At 36.5% G+C, this 18,227-nt stretch carries 16 protein-coding genes; 4 read left to right on the forward strand and 12 right to left on the reverse strand.

The annotated features are described in order from the left end of the window. The first annotated feature begins 1 nt into the window (after position 1). Together ACKTTZ_RS09250 and ACKTTZ_RS09255 are read left to right on the forward strand one after the other, a co-directional pair. Positions 2-760 carry a type III pantothenate kinase gene (locus ACKTTZ_RS09250; RefSeq protein WP_034691706.1) on the forward strand — a complete coding sequence of 253 codons (759 nt, stop codon included), beginning with the start codon at positions 2-4 and terminating at the stop codon, positions 758-760. 59 nt (positions 761-819) lie between these two features. Then, on the forward strand, positions 820-1,350 hold the full coding sequence (locus ACKTTZ_RS09255) for a GNAT family N-acetyltransferase (protein ID WP_034691704.1): 531 nt from the start codon (positions 820-822) through the stop codon (positions 1,348-1,350). A gap of 108 nt (positions 1,351-1,458) precedes the next feature. Here ACKTTZ_RS09255 and ACKTTZ_RS09260 read toward each other — a convergent pair whose 3' ends face one another. From ACKTTZ_RS09260 to ACKTTZ_RS09315, 12 genes are all read right to left on the reverse strand, one after another. After that, complete coding sequence (locus tag ACKTTZ_RS09260) at positions 1,459-1,890, reverse strand: nucleoside deaminase (RefSeq protein WP_034691702.1); 432 nt, start codon at positions 1,888-1,890, stop codon at positions 1,459-1,461. A gap of 5 nt (positions 1,891-1,895) precedes the next feature. Continuing rightward, complete coding sequence (locus ACKTTZ_RS09265) at positions 1,896-2,495, reverse strand: energy transducer TonB (RefSeq protein ID WP_034691699.1); 600 nt, start codon at positions 2,493-2,495, stop codon at positions 1,896-1,898. Further along, complete coding sequence (locus tag ACKTTZ_RS09270) at positions 2,495-3,112, reverse strand: hypothetical protein (protein ID WP_253315946.1); 618 nt, start codon at positions 3,110-3,112, stop codon at positions 2,495-2,497. The genes ACKTTZ_RS09265 and ACKTTZ_RS09270 overlap by 1 nt, the downstream gene beginning before the upstream one ends. A gap of 53 nt (positions 3,113-3,165) precedes the next feature. Further along, the gene (locus tag ACKTTZ_RS09275) at positions 3,166-4,086 is read right to left on the reverse strand and encodes a helix-turn-helix transcriptional regulator (RefSeq protein ID WP_407848480.1); all 921 of its coding nucleotides are present in this window, start codon (positions 4,084-4,086) and stop codon (positions 3,166-3,168) included. A gap of 117 nt (positions 4,087-4,203) precedes the next feature. Continuing rightward, positions 4,204-4,494, reverse strand: a complete 291-nt coding sequence (locus tag ACKTTZ_RS09280; RefSeq protein ID WP_034691694.1) for a hypothetical protein — start codon at positions 4,492-4,494, stop codon at positions 4,204-4,206. Between the two features lie 31 nt (positions 4,495-4,525). After that, positions 4,526-7,102 carry a hypothetical protein gene (locus tag ACKTTZ_RS09285; protein WP_407848482.1) on the reverse strand — a complete coding sequence of 859 codons (2,577 nt, stop codon included), beginning with the start codon at positions 7,100-7,102 and terminating at the stop codon, positions 4,526-4,528. Between the two features lie 65 nt (positions 7,103-7,167). Next, positions 7,168-10,980 carry a hypothetical protein gene (locus tag ACKTTZ_RS09290; protein WP_407848484.1) on the reverse strand — a complete coding sequence of 1,271 codons (3,813 nt, stop codon included), beginning with the start codon at positions 10,978-10,980 and terminating at the stop codon, positions 7,168-7,170. 7 nt (positions 10,981-10,987) lie between these two features. After that, positions 10,988-13,171, reverse strand: coding sequence for a hypothetical protein (locus ACKTTZ_RS09295; protein ID WP_407848486.1), 2,184 nt, complete (start codon positions 13,169-13,171; stop codon positions 10,988-10,990). A gap of 11 nt (positions 13,172-13,182) precedes the next feature. After that, positions 13,183-13,941, reverse strand: coding sequence for a leucine-rich repeat domain-containing protein (locus ACKTTZ_RS09300; RefSeq protein ID WP_051934173.1), 759 nt, complete (start codon positions 13,939-13,941; stop codon positions 13,183-13,185). Positions 13,942-14,161: 220 nt separating this feature from the next. Continuing rightward, positions 14,162-14,335 (reverse strand): hypothetical protein, encoded by a 174-nt coding sequence (locus tag ACKTTZ_RS09305; protein ID WP_253315948.1) that lies wholly within the window; start codon positions 14,333-14,335, stop codon positions 14,162-14,164. A 235-nt stretch (positions 14,336-14,570) separates the two neighbouring features. Further along, positions 14,571-15,608 (reverse strand): patatin-like phospholipase family protein, encoded by a 1,038-nt coding sequence (locus ACKTTZ_RS09310; protein WP_253315949.1) that lies wholly within the window; start codon positions 15,606-15,608, stop codon positions 14,571-14,573. 191 nt (positions 15,609-15,799) lie between these two features. Continuing rightward, the gene (locus ACKTTZ_RS09315) at positions 15,800-16,300 is read right to left on the reverse strand and encodes a M15 family metallopeptidase (protein ID WP_407848489.1); all 501 of its coding nucleotides are present in this window, start codon (positions 16,298-16,300) and stop codon (positions 15,800-15,802) included. A 236-nt stretch (positions 16,301-16,536) separates the two neighbouring features. On the opposite strand from ACKTTZ_RS09315, the gene ACKTTZ_RS09320 reads away from it, so the two are divergent. Then, complete coding sequence (locus ACKTTZ_RS09320; protein ID WP_407848491.1) at positions 16,537-17,658, forward strand: cation:proton antiporter; 1,122 nt, start codon at positions 16,537-16,539, stop codon at positions 17,656-17,658. Further along, entirely contained in the window at positions 17,579-18,115 is a 537-nt protein-coding gene (locus tag ACKTTZ_RS09325; RefSeq protein ID WP_407848493.1) for a cation:proton antiporter, read from the forward strand. Before ACKTTZ_RS09320 ends, ACKTTZ_RS09325 begins: the two co-directional genes overlap by 80 nt. Positions 18,116-18,227: the final 112 nt, after the last annotated feature.

The following is an 18,227-nucleotide window of genomic DNA, read 5'->3' on the forward strand; positions in this document are numbered from 1 at the left end:
AATGAATTCAATCGTAATAAATGTAGGAAACAGCAATATCAGATTTGGTCTTTTCAATGGGGATAATTGTGATATTTCATGGGTAATCAATACAAAGCCTTACAGAACGGCAGATGAACTTTATGTACAGATGCTGATGCTATATCAGACCTATAAAATTGATCCAAAAGAGATTGATAAGGTGATTATAGGATCCGTAGTACCTCAGCTTACCAAAGTAATGAGCTCAGGAATCAAAAAAATTCACGGAACGACTCCTGTAATTGTTGATAGGTCAACGCCTTCCGGAGTACAGGCAAAATCCAAGCAGATGGGAACCGATATCTATGCAAACCTGGTAGCTGCACACAATTTGTACCCGAATAGAAAGAAGATTGTCATAGATTTCGGAACAGCACTTACTGCAAGCTGTGTGGCAGAAACAGGGGAGACCTTAGGGGTAATTATCGCTCCAGGAATTGTGACTTCTCTGAATTCACTGATCAACCAGACGGCGCAGCTTCCGGATATCGAACTGAAGAAACCAAAATCTGTTTTGGGACTGGATACGGTAACCTGTATGCAGAGTGGTATGGTATATGGCTTTCTCGGTATGGTAGAAGGTTTTGTAACCCGTATCAATGAGGAAGTGAACGACGATTGTTTTGTAGTAGCAACAGGAGGTGTTTCCCATGTCTATAAACCTCTGACAGATAAGATACATGTGATGGACAGGCTTCACACTTTGAAAGGTCTTTATTTCCTGGGGAAAGATTTATAAATTAAAGAGTAGAGCGAATCTAATATCTTACTCCTTACCTCAACCTTAATTTTAATATAATGAATAAGTTTCCTATAATAGAAACAGAAAGACTTATTCTTTCACAGCTGGAAGAAAGAGATGTCCCTTTTATTGTTGGATATCTTCAGCATAGAATTTTTTCTGATCTTACCTCCAATATTCCTTATCCGTATGTGGAAAATGATGCCAGATCTTGGTTGAAAATGTCAAAAGAGGCTTTTGATACCAATACCGGATATACTTTTGCAATCCGGAATAAGGAAGGTCAAATCATAGGAGCTATCGGGCTGCATGACAGGGATGATGATAAAGCTGAACTTGGGTATTGGATAGGAATTCCTTATTGGAATAAAGGATACGTTACTGAAGCTGCAAAAGCAATTGTAGATTTTGGTCTTAATGAAATGAAGTTTAACAAAATTTTTGCTACTCATTTCTTTCACAACCCAGCTTCAGGAAGAATAATGGAAAAAATAGGAATGGAACAGGAAGCTGTGTTAAAGCAGGAAATGAAGAAAGACGGAGAATATTTTGATATTGTGAGGTATTGTATTTTGAAAACGGATTAGAAAAAATAGTAACATTTATAAAAACAAAAGCCAGAGAAAATTATCCTCTGGCTTTTTATATATTATTATTTCAGCCCAAATACACTTGATTTTTTGGATGGGTCAGGATTATCTTTTACTTTTAAAAAAGTCCTTAACGATAGAAGAGCATTCGGCTTCCATTATTCCTGTGACAATTTCTGTTTTAGGATGTAGAGAAAGATGTTTATTGATAAAACCTCTTTGCTCATCCCGTGCTCCAATCACTACTTTTGAGATTTGAGACCAGGAAAGTGCACCTGAGCACATCACACAAGGTTCCATCGTTACATAAAGTGTACAGTCTTTTAAGTATTTTCCTCCAAGGAAATTAGCTGCTGAGGTGATGGCCTGCATTTCTGCATGGGCGGTCACATCATTTAATGTTTCGGTGAGGTTGTGGGCTCTTGCAATAATTCTGTTGTTGGAAACTACAACACACCCGATAGGAACCTCATCTTTTTCTAAAGCGGTTTCTGCTTCCTGCAGCGCCATTTTCATGTAATATTCGTCGGTAAACATTTTGTTTATTCAAAGTTTAATGTGAAAGGAACTCTCAAACGGGCTCTTTGAGGAATTCCATCTTTTGTAGCAGGCTGCCATTTCTTTTTAGTAAGTAAAACAGCGATCTCAGCATGTCTGTTAAACGTTGGATTTTCACCAAAACCTTTTGCAGTAAGGATACTTCCGTCTTTTTCTATAATGAATATCACAATACTCTGAAGAGTCCCTTTTTCTTGAGTAACTTCTGATCCTGCATTGAAATTATTGGCAATTTCTTTTTTGAAAGCATCTATGCCATCGGGATATTCAGGCATAACAAACCTTTCATCTTTGGGTGCTGTTAAATTACTGTCAGAAATGTGATAAACAGACTGAATTTTTTCCAGTTCTTTCTCATATTCCAGATTTCTTTTAAGTTTCAGAGCACTTATCTCGCTGTTTTTTTTTAAGCCTATTTTGGTACGTTTTCTTAAAGAAGCTTTTGTAAGCGCGTCTGCATAACTATTTTCTATATTCTGAATCTGAATATCGTATTTTGCCTTAATAATTCTGAGGCTTTCTGTCTGCTGTGAAAAATAAAAATTAAGTGCAAAAAACAGAAATAAGCTGAAATGCTTTTTCATTATTCGGTTATCGTTAAAGTTAAAGGAAGTCTGAAATGATAAATGGTAGGGTCGCCTTTCAGTATTGCAGGAGAAAACTTTTCTGCCAGAGAATATAATGCAATTTCTGCCTGTCTGTTGAAGGTGAAATTATTTCCTTGTGCATGAACATTGCTGACAGTTCCATCTTTCTCAACAATAAAAGCAACATCGGTTTTTATCATTTTTTCTTCAGAATAGACCCCGTCAACATACAAAAGATTGGCAACTTCCTGTCTCAAAGAATTAATTCCACCGGGATAATCTGCAATTTTTTCTGCCTCTGAAAATTTTTCAGATGAGGTAAATCTGGGATTTTTGATGGTCTGCAGATCTTCAAGGTTTCTGACTTTTAATAAAGCTCCAATCAGAGCATTATTTTCAATGCTGTCCATTTTTTTCATAAAAAAAAGAAAATCGCCTTTTATAGCAGCTTTTTTAACTGTATTGGATTCTGCATCAAATTTCTTTTTGAACTCTTTATTCAGCATATTTCTGTGCTGGTTATAGTAGCTCTTCACAAGTCTGAACTCTTCTTTCTGCTGTGCAAGAAAAAAGCAAGAGATAAAGCAGCTGATGCCAATGAATAAAGTTTTCAATAAGGGTTTATTTATGTAAATATAACAAAAAATATGAAATACTTTCTTTATGATCAGCTTTCCAGATAACGGTTTAAAGATTCCTGCAAATGATTGCGGATGTCTTCAACTAAACCTTTCGGTTCCAGAACAGTTACTTCTTTTCCGAATGAAAGAATTTCCTGCATGAAATCATAAGTAGGGTGGAGGAAGAACTCAAAATAGATTTCTTCCGGCGTTTCTTTGGTTTCTTTCTGAGATTGATGAAGAGGGAAACTTCTGATATATTCTCCCTGATGGCGGCTGCATTTCAATACAATGTTCTGTGGTTTCTGTTCCGCAAGGTTCATCACTCCGAATGCATTTTTGAAATGCTCTCTGAAGTTGTATTTGTACTTCTCCCTGAACTGATTTTTGGCTACATCCAGATAGTTGATTCTGTCTAACCCAAATGATTTTAAAACTTTATCTTTTGTATCAATGGCAATAAGATACCATCGGTCTTTAGATTCTTTTAAAGCTAAAGGATGAACTTTTCTTGAGGTCATCAGCTTATTCTTATAATTGTAGTGTTCAAAACTTACAACCCTTTTATTTCTGATAGCGAAGAACAGATCATAAAAATGTTCTACACCAGTGGGTTTTCGACTTTCAAAAAAGATAAAATCTGAAAAATCCGGGTGGGTATTCATGGCGTTACTTACCTGAAAGGATTCGAGTAGTTTTTGGTTGTATTCATCCACTTCCATAATGGGACGACTCTCAATATAATATCGGTTGTCACCCTTTTTTTTGTTGTGAATAGAGAGGTTAAAAAGATCGGAAATCTCCCGGATATCCCTCTGCAGGGTACGGATAGAGTAGCTCTTGATTCCTGCATCCTGGAATTCAAAAGAGTTTAAAAGATAGTCCTCCAGCTGAGAATACGTAGCCGGAGAACTTTCTAGTCTTTTAATAATTAAGGCATATCTTGTCAGATAAAAATCTTTCTTCATTTCTCTATTTTTAGGGTGCAGCAACGCTGCGTTTCATGGTAAAGTTTTATAAGACAAATATATGCGGTTAATGCGACAAAACATGTCGTGTTTTATTTTTTATCTATTATATTCTTATTAGAAAGATGCCGTCAAATTACCATTTTCATCCCATTTTTTATAAGTCCCATCGTATTCTACGTTGTTATGGGCTTTGTATTCTGTATATTTTTTGCCGTTTTTATGGTAAGATCTAAACCATCCTTCCTGATATCCGTCTTTATATTCCTCTTCGCAAAAAAGCTCGCCAGTGTCATAGTATCGTAAAACAATACCTGTAAAAGGGCTGCCATTGTGATAATATATAGGAACTCCTCCGCCATCTAAACGGTTACATGTTAACTCGCTTTCTTTTATTTTTAATGCCATGATTCTTCGATTAATGTATTAAACAAATTTATTAAAATCCCATGAATCTAATTCCTGAGGTTAAATAATAACAATGGACACATGGAGGTTGTAATTTATCGGGAATTCTTAAATATCTGTTGTATCCGATAATATCATGAAAGACTGCTTCTCCCAGCTTTCCTTCAGGATCAATAGTAGTTAACAGCCTATCTAATGCTCTGATCTCTCCATGAGACCCCATTGCACCAGCCCTTAATATGTCAATTTCTTCAGCAGGAACCCCTTTCATTTTTAAACGCGCAATGTGCTTTTCCAACCTTATTTTAAGAGTAGGGTGGATATTATCAATGAAGTTTTTATATACTTCACCTTTTCCTTTTCCTATTTCTGCTTTCAAGAAATTGGTTTCAGTTGAAATATACCTTATTCCATTTTTTACATAAATGAAACCACTTATCATTGTTTTTTCGAAAATAACACCAGCATCGAAAGTAGAAAGAATTTTGGCAGCATCTATATTCACCTTTTCTACGAGGCTTCTACCCCAATCTCCATATTTATTATAAGCTTCTGCTTCAGTAAGTAAATCTTTTAAATTACTTGTAGGATATATTTTACCATATGTAAGAAGTTCTTCAGCTGCTTTAATAAATTCCTTTGGGTTATTAAGATGCTTCAATAGCTTGTTGGCCTCTTTATAAAACTCTGATTTTTGAGCCCTTGTAATTATTTCACCTTTATATACTATAGCAATCTCGTTATTAACTTCTTCTACAACCTTATTTTTTACAATTCTTTGAGTTTTGAACTGTCCTTCTATAAGGAACATGCCATATTTATTTAGCATTTTTGATTTAGCTTCGTTTACAAGACCTCTTGTTGCATCTATTAATTCCTTGTTTGTCAGGAGTACCTTAAATGTATTTTTGGTAAAGTTAGAAATTTCTCTTTCAAGCATTACTTTTACCATGCAGCTCATTACAAAATTCTTTACTTCTGCTCTGGTTTCTTCGGCTAATATCTTTCCCCCTATTTTGTATAATTGTTGTACTACGGCTGTTGTAGCTGTTGCATAACCTGCTGTTTTATAAATTTTCTCCCATATATCCAGAAATTCTTTCGTTAGGTTATCTTTGGCTAATTGAATTCCCAAATCTCCTAAAGCGATAGCTCCGTCTACAGCTACTAACATTCCCCAAAATGTAATGGAGCTGGCTCCTTCAGCAGCTAATAAACTTGTTCCAAGAGTTTCTACAGCTAATGCAATCGCCAACATGTTTATTCCAATTCTGATTGCACTGGCCAGTCCTTCCATATTTTTCTGATGCTGTTTATCATAGAGAAACAATGCAGGTACAAATAAGAGACTTTGAGTTTCTTCTTCTATCACAATAATAATATCTAGTGGATTTAGTTTTATTGCTCTTGTTGTAATGGTATTACTACCAATATCCATGATAACACTTCCGGTATCTATTAACTGTTCGTCTGTAATATATTTTTGTTGAACATAGTATTTGTTTTTGTCCTCTTTTAGATTGGACTCTATTTTTTCCAGACTTACAAAAGATTTTTTCCCAACTGAAAAAAGATTATTAGTAAAAGTGAAGCTATCTTTTGCGATATGAGAGAATGAATTAATGATACTTATAAAGGCCATTTTACAAGGAACCTCCTGTCCCATAAAAGCTATCTCATCATCCAAAGCATGATAGAGGTTAGCTACAAAACTTTGGTTTTTATTGAACTGTTGCATCAAAAATGAGATTCGTTGAGGAGTGTTAAATGCAAATAATGCTTTCATTAACGCAGGACTGGCATCTCTTACAAAACTGAAAAAACCGTTTACATCATAGCTATAAAAAGAACAAATGTTTTTCCATAAAACTTCAGGTTTTAAGCTGGATAATGTGAAATCAGGGGCGTTTTCATATAACCAAATAAGTTGTTTAATATCTGTACACCTTTCAATTAATGGAATATATTTGTTGTTAATTAATTGTTGGAACCATTCAGGGGTATCTCCTTGGATTTCTTTGATTAAGTAATATATATCCGTAATGTTTTCACTGAAAAGCATGATGCCAACATATTTATTATTAATGCTAAATGCATTTTCTGAAGTTGTTGATTGTACGGAATTCCGATACTGTTCTGTATTTTTATAAAAGTATGCTGCCTTACACTTTATTTGTTCCTGGTTGCTGTCAATTTGAAAAGATATTGATATTGTATTATCAATATTATCTATTTTTCTATTGATACCACAGCTAATCGATGTTGTAATTTTCTGTTTATAAGAGTTGATATAAGAAAAAGGAATTGTCTCATTAACTTTTCTCTTTACATCAACCACACCATCTGTACCAATTACAACACTTTCATTAATTATTTTTGTTGGGGCAATAAAGGTATTCCAGTCTAAAGGTTCTTCTATACCTGTCTTCAAGTATTTAACTATCCTGGAAAAATCAATTTTTTCATTTCTTTCTAATCCATAAAAATCTTCTGAATATTTACCAGATTTTTTTTTGGGTAGCCCTAGCGGAGGAATAGCTTTTATGACTTGAGATGGAGAGGAAATATCCTGTATTTTTGGAACTTTTAATGCTTTTATTGTGCTCATCTTTTTAGTTTTTAATGTTATGAGAAATAAAATGGCGGATTAACCGCCATTTTATTGAATAAATATTAACCTAAAGTACTGGTGTCTTTTTCTCCATGCTGTAATTGTGCTTGTTCATCTAATCTGAAACTTGTTTCAAATTCCAACTCTGATGGGTTTTCACAATTCTTAGGATCATTTTCCGGGAAAATCGGTAATGGCTGATTTACTGGAAGTCCTGTAGATTTATCCTGAAGGATCGTTAATGTAGTAGGGATTCTGGTAATCCAGTATTTACCTTGAGGTTCTCCGGTTGGCTGTCTCATTTCATCCACGATACTCATATACATTGGATCTCCGATTACCGGAACAGAACCGCCATTCCAGATTATTCCTGTTTCAAGGAAGAACTGAACGGCTGCTTCGAAACCCGGTTTTACGGTAACGATAATTCTTGCCATACCTGCCTGAAGGAAGCTTCTGAATAAAGGATCCATACTTTCACTTATGTAGAATTCCTGCCAGCTCTTACGGTTAGCCCAATAATATGGGTAGAAGGTGTAATCCATGATTTCCCATTCGAATGCCTGTTCCATAAACTTGGCAAGAGCTGTATATCTGTCTAGATTTTCATTCAGATATACCTGGAAATTATCCATGGTTGTTTTCTCGTCAGCACCATTTGTTGTTTCCTGACCTAATGTATAAAGGTAGTCCTGTAGCAAATAAGCAATACAGTTGTGCTTTAATACATCATGCTCCATATAACGATAGAAAGTATCCTGTCTTTCTTTAAGCTGTGCTTCTTTTTCTTTTTGCTCTGCGTCTAATCTTGCCTGATCTTCCTGGAATTTGGCATAAGCAGCTTCATAAGCTTTAATAATTTCGTTAAAACTATCTGTTTTCCACTTATTGATAAAAGCATCACTTAATTCGCAATTTACGACTACTTTGATGGTATAACTTCTTACATTGTGTCCTTTCACCTGGAAAGTTACATTACCTGTGATATTGAAACCGGATGATCCTTCGCTAAAAACAAGGTCTCCACCACGTTCAGAACGGCCAATCATATCTCCTTTTAAGTTAGAGAAGAGTACTTCAGAATAACGTGATCCTGACCATCCGCCACCTCTGTTTCTTGTTGATACGCAGTTGAAACTTGCATTTTTTCCGGCATAGTTATCCGGGATGGTAAATTGGGTATGATCAATTCCAAAATCGTCATTTGTCTGAGGAACGCTAGACGCAGTATGAATAACTTGTTTGGTTGCTTCCGGGAAAGCTTCTAAAGTTACTCCATATTCCTGAGCCCAATGCTGGATCTGTACAATAGTTGCGGATTTTGGATCTGCCATTAACCACGGCTCCGGTGCTTTTCTAGGATCTACAGGAGCTTTAAGTACCTGAGCTTTGGCAACAGTAAGAGCTAAGCGATGTAATCTTGAAGGTTCAGGAACCATAAATTCAAACATAGTACGCTTACCATAGTTGTAGATCTGGTTTTTCATTTTCTTGTCGATCCATCTGTAAACTCCGGTAATGTGCTTAGGCTGTGCTGCTTCAGCGTTATCAGTGTTGGTTACTTTTCCTCTGTTATCATATTCATGAACATTGGTTTCCGTATATTCTTTGATGATTTTCTGAACTCTTTCTTCTGAAATTTTAGTAAGAACTCTTTCCATTGCTCTTTCCGTGATTTCCTGAGATTTCATTACAGCCTGTCTTGTACTGTCGTGCTGTGCCGTATTATTGGCATAGTCTGCTCCAATTTCAAACTTCATTGCACTGTCATTTCCATAGCTGAATCTTGTGTAGGCAGAAATACTTTGTTGCTTTTCAATTTCTTTGGCAACTTCAGTTTGCATATCCGTTCTGGAAGTTTTGGAAGTGTCTGACATCTTTTCTGTTTCCTGAGATTTGGAAGTTGTATCTGTAACTTCAGAATATTCTCTGGAAACGGAAGATTTGTGTCTCAGTTCACTTGCCATAACGTTCTCAATATTGGAAACCTCTCCAGGAACGTAAGCATGAACACTTTGCACTACTTTCATATAATCGGCTACTCCAAGTCTTTTGATCCCGAAATTTTTACGTTTTTGGATGGTGCCTGGCTCAGGCGTACCTGGGTTTTCAACGGCTGCACGCTTCAATGTAAGCATTCCTGTAAGGTTCAGGTCTTCTTTTGGATATTGTGTAGCAATCTCTCCATAGGCTAAGCTTCCGTTATCAAAAATGATTTCTATTTTGAAATTAAAACTGCCTCTGAATCTATCTACCAAAGCTGCAGGTAAAGTAATCTTATTATCTACCACAGGAATATTGCTGTAGTTTTCCTCAAAGGTTCCGGCAGCATCTGTTGTGGCTGTAATTTTAGCATTAGCAACACTCCAAGAAACATCTTCGACTTCGAAAGAAAAATTAACAAATCCTCTGCTCCCTGACACCCTGTAAGAGCTGTGTGCATATAAGCTGTATGCCATTGGTGTTCTGGCTGTATTTTGAATAAGAGGGATTGAGGCTCCACCGATATTTGCATACTGTTGTTCCGGAAGCGGGCTGTTTTGAAGAGCCGTTTCCATGGAAGAAGAAATATTATTTTTTACAACAAGTAAAGCATCTGCATAGCTTTCTATCTCATCATCAAGAATAATAGTTTGTGCACCTATTCTCAAAGTGTTATCTGAAAGAATCTGAAGATTTTCTGTTTCTTCTGCCAGAGAAGCTAATCCGGTTGTGGACTCTCCGAAAAGTTCAACAAAAAGGTCGAAAGATTCCGGAGAAAGCTTTGCCTGCAAATCTTCTAGATTGATTTCATTTTTGTACGTAAATACAAATGGAGCAACTTCATATTCTTTTAAAGTGCTGTAAAGACGTTCTTTTTCTTCCTCAGACATGTCCGGAGTGATTTTGCTGTCTACTTCGGCCAATTTTCTGTCATAGAGTTCTAAACGTTCTTTGTTTTCTTCCATATATCTTGAATACGCATCCTGGTATGCCTGATGTCTTGATTTATGAAATTTTTTCTGAAGTTTTTCCAGTTCGGAATTCAGTTTGTTCAAAGATTCTTTTCTGTGGATCGCTTTACTGGATACAAAAGAAGCTCTTGCTTCGGATTCTAATCTTTGGATTGTTCTTGCTGCCAAAACGGGTTCAGAACCTTCAGCACTTCTTGAAGCCACTGAAGAAACATTTTCGGTATCTTCTGAAAACAGGATGGTTGGTAAGATAATTTTCCCATCCAATGCTTTTTCCAATGGTTTTTCTCCATTAATCTTGATGATTTCCTGGTCCGTAAGATCCTGATTGCTTGCAAAACCAAGTTGAATAGCCATTAGAACGTGGCTGATTGCTTCTTTAATATAGAAATCTCCCTGAGTAACAATCTGATGGATATAATTATTCCAAAGCTGGGAGAATATAGCAATTCCTTCTGTGTTTAGCTGTCTGTTGGTGTTAATAAGACTTTTGTAATAGTCTGTAACGAAAGCCCAGTCGGCACTTTCTAATGTTTCTTTTTTAGAAAGCTTTCTTCCAATCACCAAAAGATCTTTAAATGCTCCTTCTTCGATTTTCTTTTCGCTTTCGAACCCTGAATTATTAAACTCACCGGCAACCCTTTTCATTGCTGCAAATTTTAACGTTTTGGCAGGTCTTCCAGCGACTGCAGTATCAAAAATACCGGTTACTCCCTTAGGCCTGTGGATAAATCCTAAGTTTTTATCTTTAGTTTCTGTTAATTGTGGGTTTCTAAGACTTACAAATCTGAAAAGTGATTGTGATGCGTTATTGGTTGTATTCATAGGGTTTGTTTCTTTATAATTAATAATTCCTTCTCCTATTAAGGATTTTCCGACGGCAAATGCGGATTTTGCTGTTGATGTATTGTTTGTTGGCATTTTATTCTTATTTTTTGGTGTATTCAAGTGTTAGAGTAAACGAGTTGATAAGAGAATAATCATAATCAGGCGTATTCAACAGTTCAATAATTGCTCTTTCTCTTTCGATGGTGATGTAGGCTTTTGTTCGCCATTGATTACCTGCAAATGCGGTTTTAAGATCATACCATTCTGTAAACATTTCGTTGGAAATGATGGTTTCAAGATCCGGGAATTCAGCCTTCAGATCAATTTCACCTGTTCTGGGAATCTGATCCAGGTACAGGGTTTTTTTATAAACAGGCTTACCGTTGATCCATTTTCCACCTGTTAGCTCTTCTTTGGTACTGTAAGAATGCTGCTTATCTGCATATTGTTTCTGGATGTAATCATTTTCCTGAGCGTTGTCTCCAAAATAAATTTTAGAGCTTAATCCTCTGGCATTTGATACCTGATGTTCTACCATAATGGGTTCGTCAGAATTACTACTTACCATAATTCCTTTTCCATCAGAATGATTAGTAAAATTCATTAAAGAAGCTCCGGCATTGCTTAAACTAAGTTTTGCTCCATACGCTGTTGCTAATACACCATAATCTTTGCTGACATCAAAACTTGATTGTACAGAATGATCTAAACTGCCTGAAGTAATCAGAACCCCGCTTGGGAAAAAGCCTATCTGATTTTTAGTATCTTCTGAAGTATTGGTTTTATATAAAAGGGATTCTATTTCCTCTCCTTCAGCATTCTCAAATTGGATATGACCGGAAACAGGATTGTTCACTTCTGTTCCTGTGAGAGGGATGGAGTTCTGGAAGTCAGAAAGATTTTTATATCCAAATACATTATTGGCATTTAGAACCGCTACTTTTGTATAAGTATTATCAGCCAAAGGTGTTCTTTTTGCAGAAACTACAGCATCAAAATCTAATGTTCTTGCAGCAAAGTCTCCACCAATTAAAGGGGTTACAAAATCATGACGTCTTGCTACCGGATTAGATTCAATAACCAGTTTATTGAATGTTGAGCCTCCTAATGGAGCATTACAACCGATAACAACATTGTTGTCCCCCCAAACACCCATAGCATGAGTAGTAGAAGCGGCATTATATCCAATAAAAGTATTGGAACCCCATGCGCCCGAGCTTGTTGCTTTTCCATGAATCTGTCCGGCATAGGCTCCAAGGAATGTATTTTGAACCCCGTGGGTAAGCCAATATCCGGCTCCTACTCCTAAAGCAGTGTTGTACTTGCCATCAATATTTTTAACCGCTGCTTCATCTCCAACATAAGTACATCCAAGTGCTGTTGTTGAATTTTTCCCGGATTCAGTTCCAACCATTACATTGTAACTTCCGGTTGTTAAAAGTGAGCCGCTATTTACCCCAACAAAGGTATTCCAGTCTCCGGTTGTTAAGTTTGCTCCTGCAAAGCCTCCAATAGCAATAGCACTTTGGCCGGTTGTTAATTTTGGCAACGTGTTATAACCGATCCCGATTCCATATAGTCCGGTATGATCCGTATTCATGTTTCCAAACCATAAAGAATACGTTGTAGGACTAAAGTTTATTTCACCTGCTCTGCCTTGTGCTGGTTGGAAAATAATAGGCTTGGTTGTTCCATTACCTCTGTCAATAACATTTTGTAAATTATCATTCCCACTAAAAGTCGGTTTATCAGAAAGATCATTGTAACTGCCTGTTACAGCCACTTTTTTTACAGTGACTTTTTCCTGTCCTTCCTGTGATAAGGTTACACTTCCATCAGCATTGGTTGTAGGAATAATGCTGAATTCCGAGAGATTGATTGGGAAAGACGATCCGTCATTTTGGGTAATTGTAATAATATTCTGAGAGGCATCATAAACTGCATTCTCAATGCTGATATCGCGGGTTACCAAACTGCTTAAATCTACAGATTTACTTTGCTGGACACCATTCTCACCTGTATAGAAAACAGTTAAGACATTTCCATTCAACTGTGGAGCCTGAATTGTTGTTTGGGTTTCAATTTTTTCTTTCCAAAGCTGAGCATTCTGCGGGCTTAGATTGGATGCATTTACATCTGCTTTTTGAGAGAGATCATAATCTAATTGATCCGCAGGAATCTTTTCATCTTTGTGCCAATAGGAATCATGCCACTCCCAGAATTCTTCCTGCACCGGAATATCTCCGTTTTCGAAATATTTTTTTAATTCTTGTTTTGTTTTCATTTGTTTAATGTTTAATTGATCAGTTTTCCTCCTACGATTTCCACTGTGCTGTCAAAAGAATAAGGAGAATAGGCCGTATCAGGACCTAATGTTACTTTTGTAAGCTGGTTATCTCTGAAAGCATTGTTTTCAATAGTAAGGACACTGTCGGGAATAGTTACCGAGGTAAGTTGATTATTGACAAAAGCATCAGATTTAATTTCTGTTACTCCATCCGGAATGATAATGGACTGAAGCTTGTTAGAAGCAAATGTGCCTAATTTGATATCCTTTATTCCTTTTGGTAGACGTACTTCTGTCAAACTATTTCCTGCGAATGTTTGAATACCGATGTTGGTAACACTGTCAGGAATATATAATGAAGTCAGTTTGTTGCCGTAAAATGCCCAACTTTGGATATCTGTTACGCGGGCAGGGATCTCAAGAGTTGTTAAGCCACCTCCTGAAAATGCACTTTCCTGAATACTGATCACCGAATCCGGAATTTGTAATTCTGTAATGATTAAACCTCCGGTAAAGTTTTTTGGAATACTTAATGTTCCTGGTTTTATAATGATTGTTCTTCTCATAAAGAATGCCAGTGAGGCATTTTTATCATTATCCATTTCAGCATAGAGCACGTTGAATGTACCATTCTCAAGGCCTGTAACTTTCCGCATATCGATTTTTTCATCTTTATGCCAGTACGAGTCCTGCCATTCCCAAAAATCTTCCTGTTTTGGGATATCTCCATTTTCAAAATAGAGTTTTAATTCTTCTTTTGTTTTCATAAAACGTTGTGTGATGGGTTAATAAATTAGGTGCTGTGATCTGCTTTATTTGAGCAGGCTCACTTTTGTGCTATGTTTTCAGACATAGCTCTGGCTGTTCAGCATTTTGTGAATGGTGAATTCAAAGAAATTGAGAATGTTTAATGAGATTGCTGTACGGTTATTATAGAGATTTCAAAAGTAATGTTGAACAGCGCCAGAACTTGTCGTGTATTAGTTTTTATTTAAAAATATCTTCTTCGAGTATTCCTTTTTCAAAATCTTCCCTGAAGAAGTTTTCAATGTCAATGAGATAGTTTTCATAGTCCATCTCAGCATTTTCGATATCGCTCCATTCTATCGTATAGAGATCTTCATTGAAGAGTATATCGGTATTGTGATCTGGTGTTTCCATGTTTTGTGGGATAAGGTGTTGGTTATATTTTTTTGAACATATTTCAGGCTGTTCAGCATAGGAGAATGTCGAATTCAAAGGCTTTTAAAAGTTTTTAAGGATTGTTGTTTTGTGTCTTTCTGATACTCCAAAGGTAGTGGGGCAAAGCGACAAAACTTGACGTGTTTTAAAAAGATTTTTTAATTTTTAAATATAATCTTAATAGCTTATATGAATGAGTTATAAGGTAAAAAGCTTATATTTTATTTTTAATGAGTTTCTGAACAATCTGGTTCAAAGTTTCTCGGTGATCATCAATATAGCTCAATCCGGCTTGTATCAGATTTTCGATATTGGATCTTCTTACGTTATCCATTGCGGGAGACGCATTTTTCAGTGAAGGATTCAATCGGTAATAGTTTTTTTGATTTCTAAGTCCCAGTGTCTGAAACATCTGTTCCAGTTGATAATCCACTGTTTCTGCGTTGGCAGACATCAAAATGTCGACGATTGGGCTTACCCAGCCAATTTTTCCAGCCTTTTCCAGTTTTTTAAAAGAATAAGGTCTTGCTTCAATTCCTGTTCCGATAGAGACAATGATCATGTCATTTACACTCGGATGGTTGGCTTTCTGATGGTTTTTTAAAACTTCTGCGAAAGGAATCTTTCTTGCTTCTGCATAAGCACAAAGCGCGGGATTATTAGCAAACATTCCTCCGTCAATCAAGCTGAAAATCTGGCCATACATGGATTTAATCTGAACAGGACTAAAATACGTAGGAGCCGCTGAAGTCGCTCTGCAGATATCTCTTACATAGAAATTGTCTGTGCTGAGGTTGGCTTTCCACGAGTTGAAAAGTTTTGCTCTTCTGTTCTCTATGTCATAACTTGTTATTAAACATGGTTTTATTAATTCTTTTAATTCTAAATTTCCAAAGAAATCATTTAAGTTTTTTTCAAGAGCTTCCTGAGAAATTCTTTCATTCAATAATCCGAATGGATTGACCAGCTTTTCCCAAAAGGAAACCTGGAAGATGTCGCCGCCCTTTTCAGCATATAATTCCAGCCCTTTTTGAATGGAATATTTTGCTTTTCGGGTTTCATCAGGAGAGAGAATAATAGAAGCAATCAGACCGCCGGTGCTGCTGCCCGCTACCAGATCAAAATAATCTCCGAGCTTGGCAGTCGGCTTATCATAATACTGAAGCTGCTCTTCTATGTAACGCAGAATAATGCAGGTTACAATTCCCCTTATTCCACCTCCGTCCAAAGAAAGAATGGTTGTCTTTTTCATGTGATATTTTTAATGGTTTGTTAAAAGGACACATGCAATCTTAAATCTACAGAACCCCATTGATTGGTCATAAAATGTTGAGATTCCATATTGAGATTTCATTGCTTTTTTTGTTGTTTTCTTATAAAGCAAAAGTAGTCTGAGGAGGCGACAGAACATGTCGTATTATATTTAATTTCAAATAAATGACACTAAAAAACAACGTAATTCTGTTGGTCTTTTGGCATCTTCAAAAGCGTTCTCCAACTGGTTTTTACAGGGCCTTTTTTAGAGGGAATCGTCTTCTTTTCGAAGTGGGGAAGGTCTTTAAATGTTTTCCAGTTTCCACCCCAATCCCAGCCGTGTCTGGCAAAGATTTTTACACATTCGTACCAATCTGCAACTTTGTCATTATCCCAGTCCTTTGCGGTATCCCAGCTTGCTGTTTTCCCATCAATCATCAGGCAGATGTCTACGGCAAGTCCATAATTGTGGATGCTTTGCCCTGCCTTTGCATTGGTTACCTTTTTTCCTGAAGTAATTCTTCCGATGGCATAAAGCTTTTCCTGCTCTTCAAAAGATCTTAATCCCTGAGTGATTCGTATCTTGGCTCTTCCGGTAAGGGCTTCATCACATTCCTGTATAATTTGCTTCATTTCATCTCTTACCAACGGGTGAAGTTTCTGAATCCTTTCTAAGGTTACTTTGTCCATATTTCTTATTTTGTTATAGAACAAAAGTATAGCGCAGAGACGACGAAACTTGACGTGTTTTATTTAAATTTTGTTTAAAATTCTATAACATTCAGCCTTAGGCAAAAAACATAATAAGAAAAGAGATTTAGCAACAAATAACTCATCTGTACATCCAAAAAATGAGAAAAAATTGATTTTAAATTTTTAAAAACCAAATAGAAGTAGTAAATATGATGGATAAAACACAATAGTAAATGCATACGATCCTACCTTTTTTATTGGCCATGGTTGCAGCCATTGTACTGCTCAATATGTGGGCTACAAAATTAAAAATTGCTTATCCTATTTTGCTCGTTGTATTCGGGTTGCTTGTTAGTTTTGTACCAGGTCTTCCGGTTGTAAAGATCAATCCGGATCTTATCTTTTTTATATTTTTACCTCCTCTTTTATTTGAAGCTGCGTGGTCTATTTCCTTTAAAGAAATGAAACGATGGTGGCGCATTATCGGAAGTTTTGCTTTTTTAGTAGTCTTTTTTACAGCGCTGGCAGTGGCGGTGACAGCCAATTATTTTATTCCCGGATTTACACTTGCTCTCGGGTTTTTGCTGGGTGGTATCGTATCTCCACCTGATGCAGTGAGTACAGGAGCGATCATGAAATTTGTAAAAATACCGTCTACCACATCTGCTATTCTGGAAGGAGAAAGTTTATTGAATGATGCTTCTTCATTAATTATATTCCGTTTTGCTTTGATTGCTGTAGGAACCGGACAATTTATATGGCAGGAAGCTTCATTAGACTTTGTATGGATGATCATCGGAGGTGCAGGAATCGGCTTACTATTGGCGTGGATCTTTGTACAGGTTCATAAAAGGCTCCCTACAGAAGCTTCTTCGGATATTGCTTTAACGATTATTGAACCTTATCTGATGTATTGGATAGCAGAACAGTTTCATGCTTCCGGAGTTTTAGCTGTGGTTTGCGGAGGTTTGTATATGTCAGGCAAACGATTGATATTTCTCAACAGTACCAGCCGAATTATGGGCTATAGTGTATGGCAGAGCTTTGTATTTATTCTGAATGGCATCGTTTTCTTAATCATCGGGCTTGAACTTCCTGAAATTGTTGGCGGGTTGAGATCAGAAGGAATTCCTTTAAGAATAGCAATCCAATATGGAGTGCTGGTGACTGGTATTCTGATTGCCGCCAGAATCATAAGCTCTTATGCTGCTATGCTGGCTACATTGATTTTCCGGCCAAGTGTTGCTCCCTTCTTCGGCAAGAAGACGGCTGTTGATGCCTTTGATGCTTGGTTGGACCGGAATGAGAGGTGTTGTTTCATTGGCTGCTGCACTTGCCATTCCGATTACCCTTGAAAACGGACTTCCTTTTCCCAACAGAAATCTTATCCTCTTTATTACTTTCGTGGTGATTCTTCTTACATTACTCGTACAAGGACTTACCTTGCCATACTTCATCAAATATGGACATGTATTTGATGATTTTACAGATGAAGAGAAAGATAAAAAGGCCAGAGAAGAAATAAAACATCAACTGAAACAGCATGTTTATCATTTTCTTAAAAATAAGCATGAAAATGAACTGAACAGCCATGCAGGATTAGAAAGAATGCTGAAACAATGGGAGGAAAAGATCCAGACCAATAATACTGAATGGATGAATGAAAAGACCAAAGATATCTTTTTTGAAATGCTGGAAAGCCAGAGACAGTTTCTTTCAGAATTGAATAAAGATATTTCTGTCAACGAAGAAATTATCCGCCATCAGCTCTATCAGCTCGACCTTGAGGAAGAACGGTTAAGGATGATTTAATCTATGCCATAATTTTTGTTTTTGAAAACAAAACTACAGCGCTAATGCGACAAAACATGTCGTATTATAAAATTTTATTCATTTGTTTTTCAATGTGTTAAATATGGTGTTA

It is taken from the genome of Chryseobacterium sp. KCF3-3 (assembly GCF_045865955.1).
GTDB lineage: Bacteria > Bacteroidota > Bacteroidia > Flavobacteriales > Weeksellaceae > Chryseobacterium.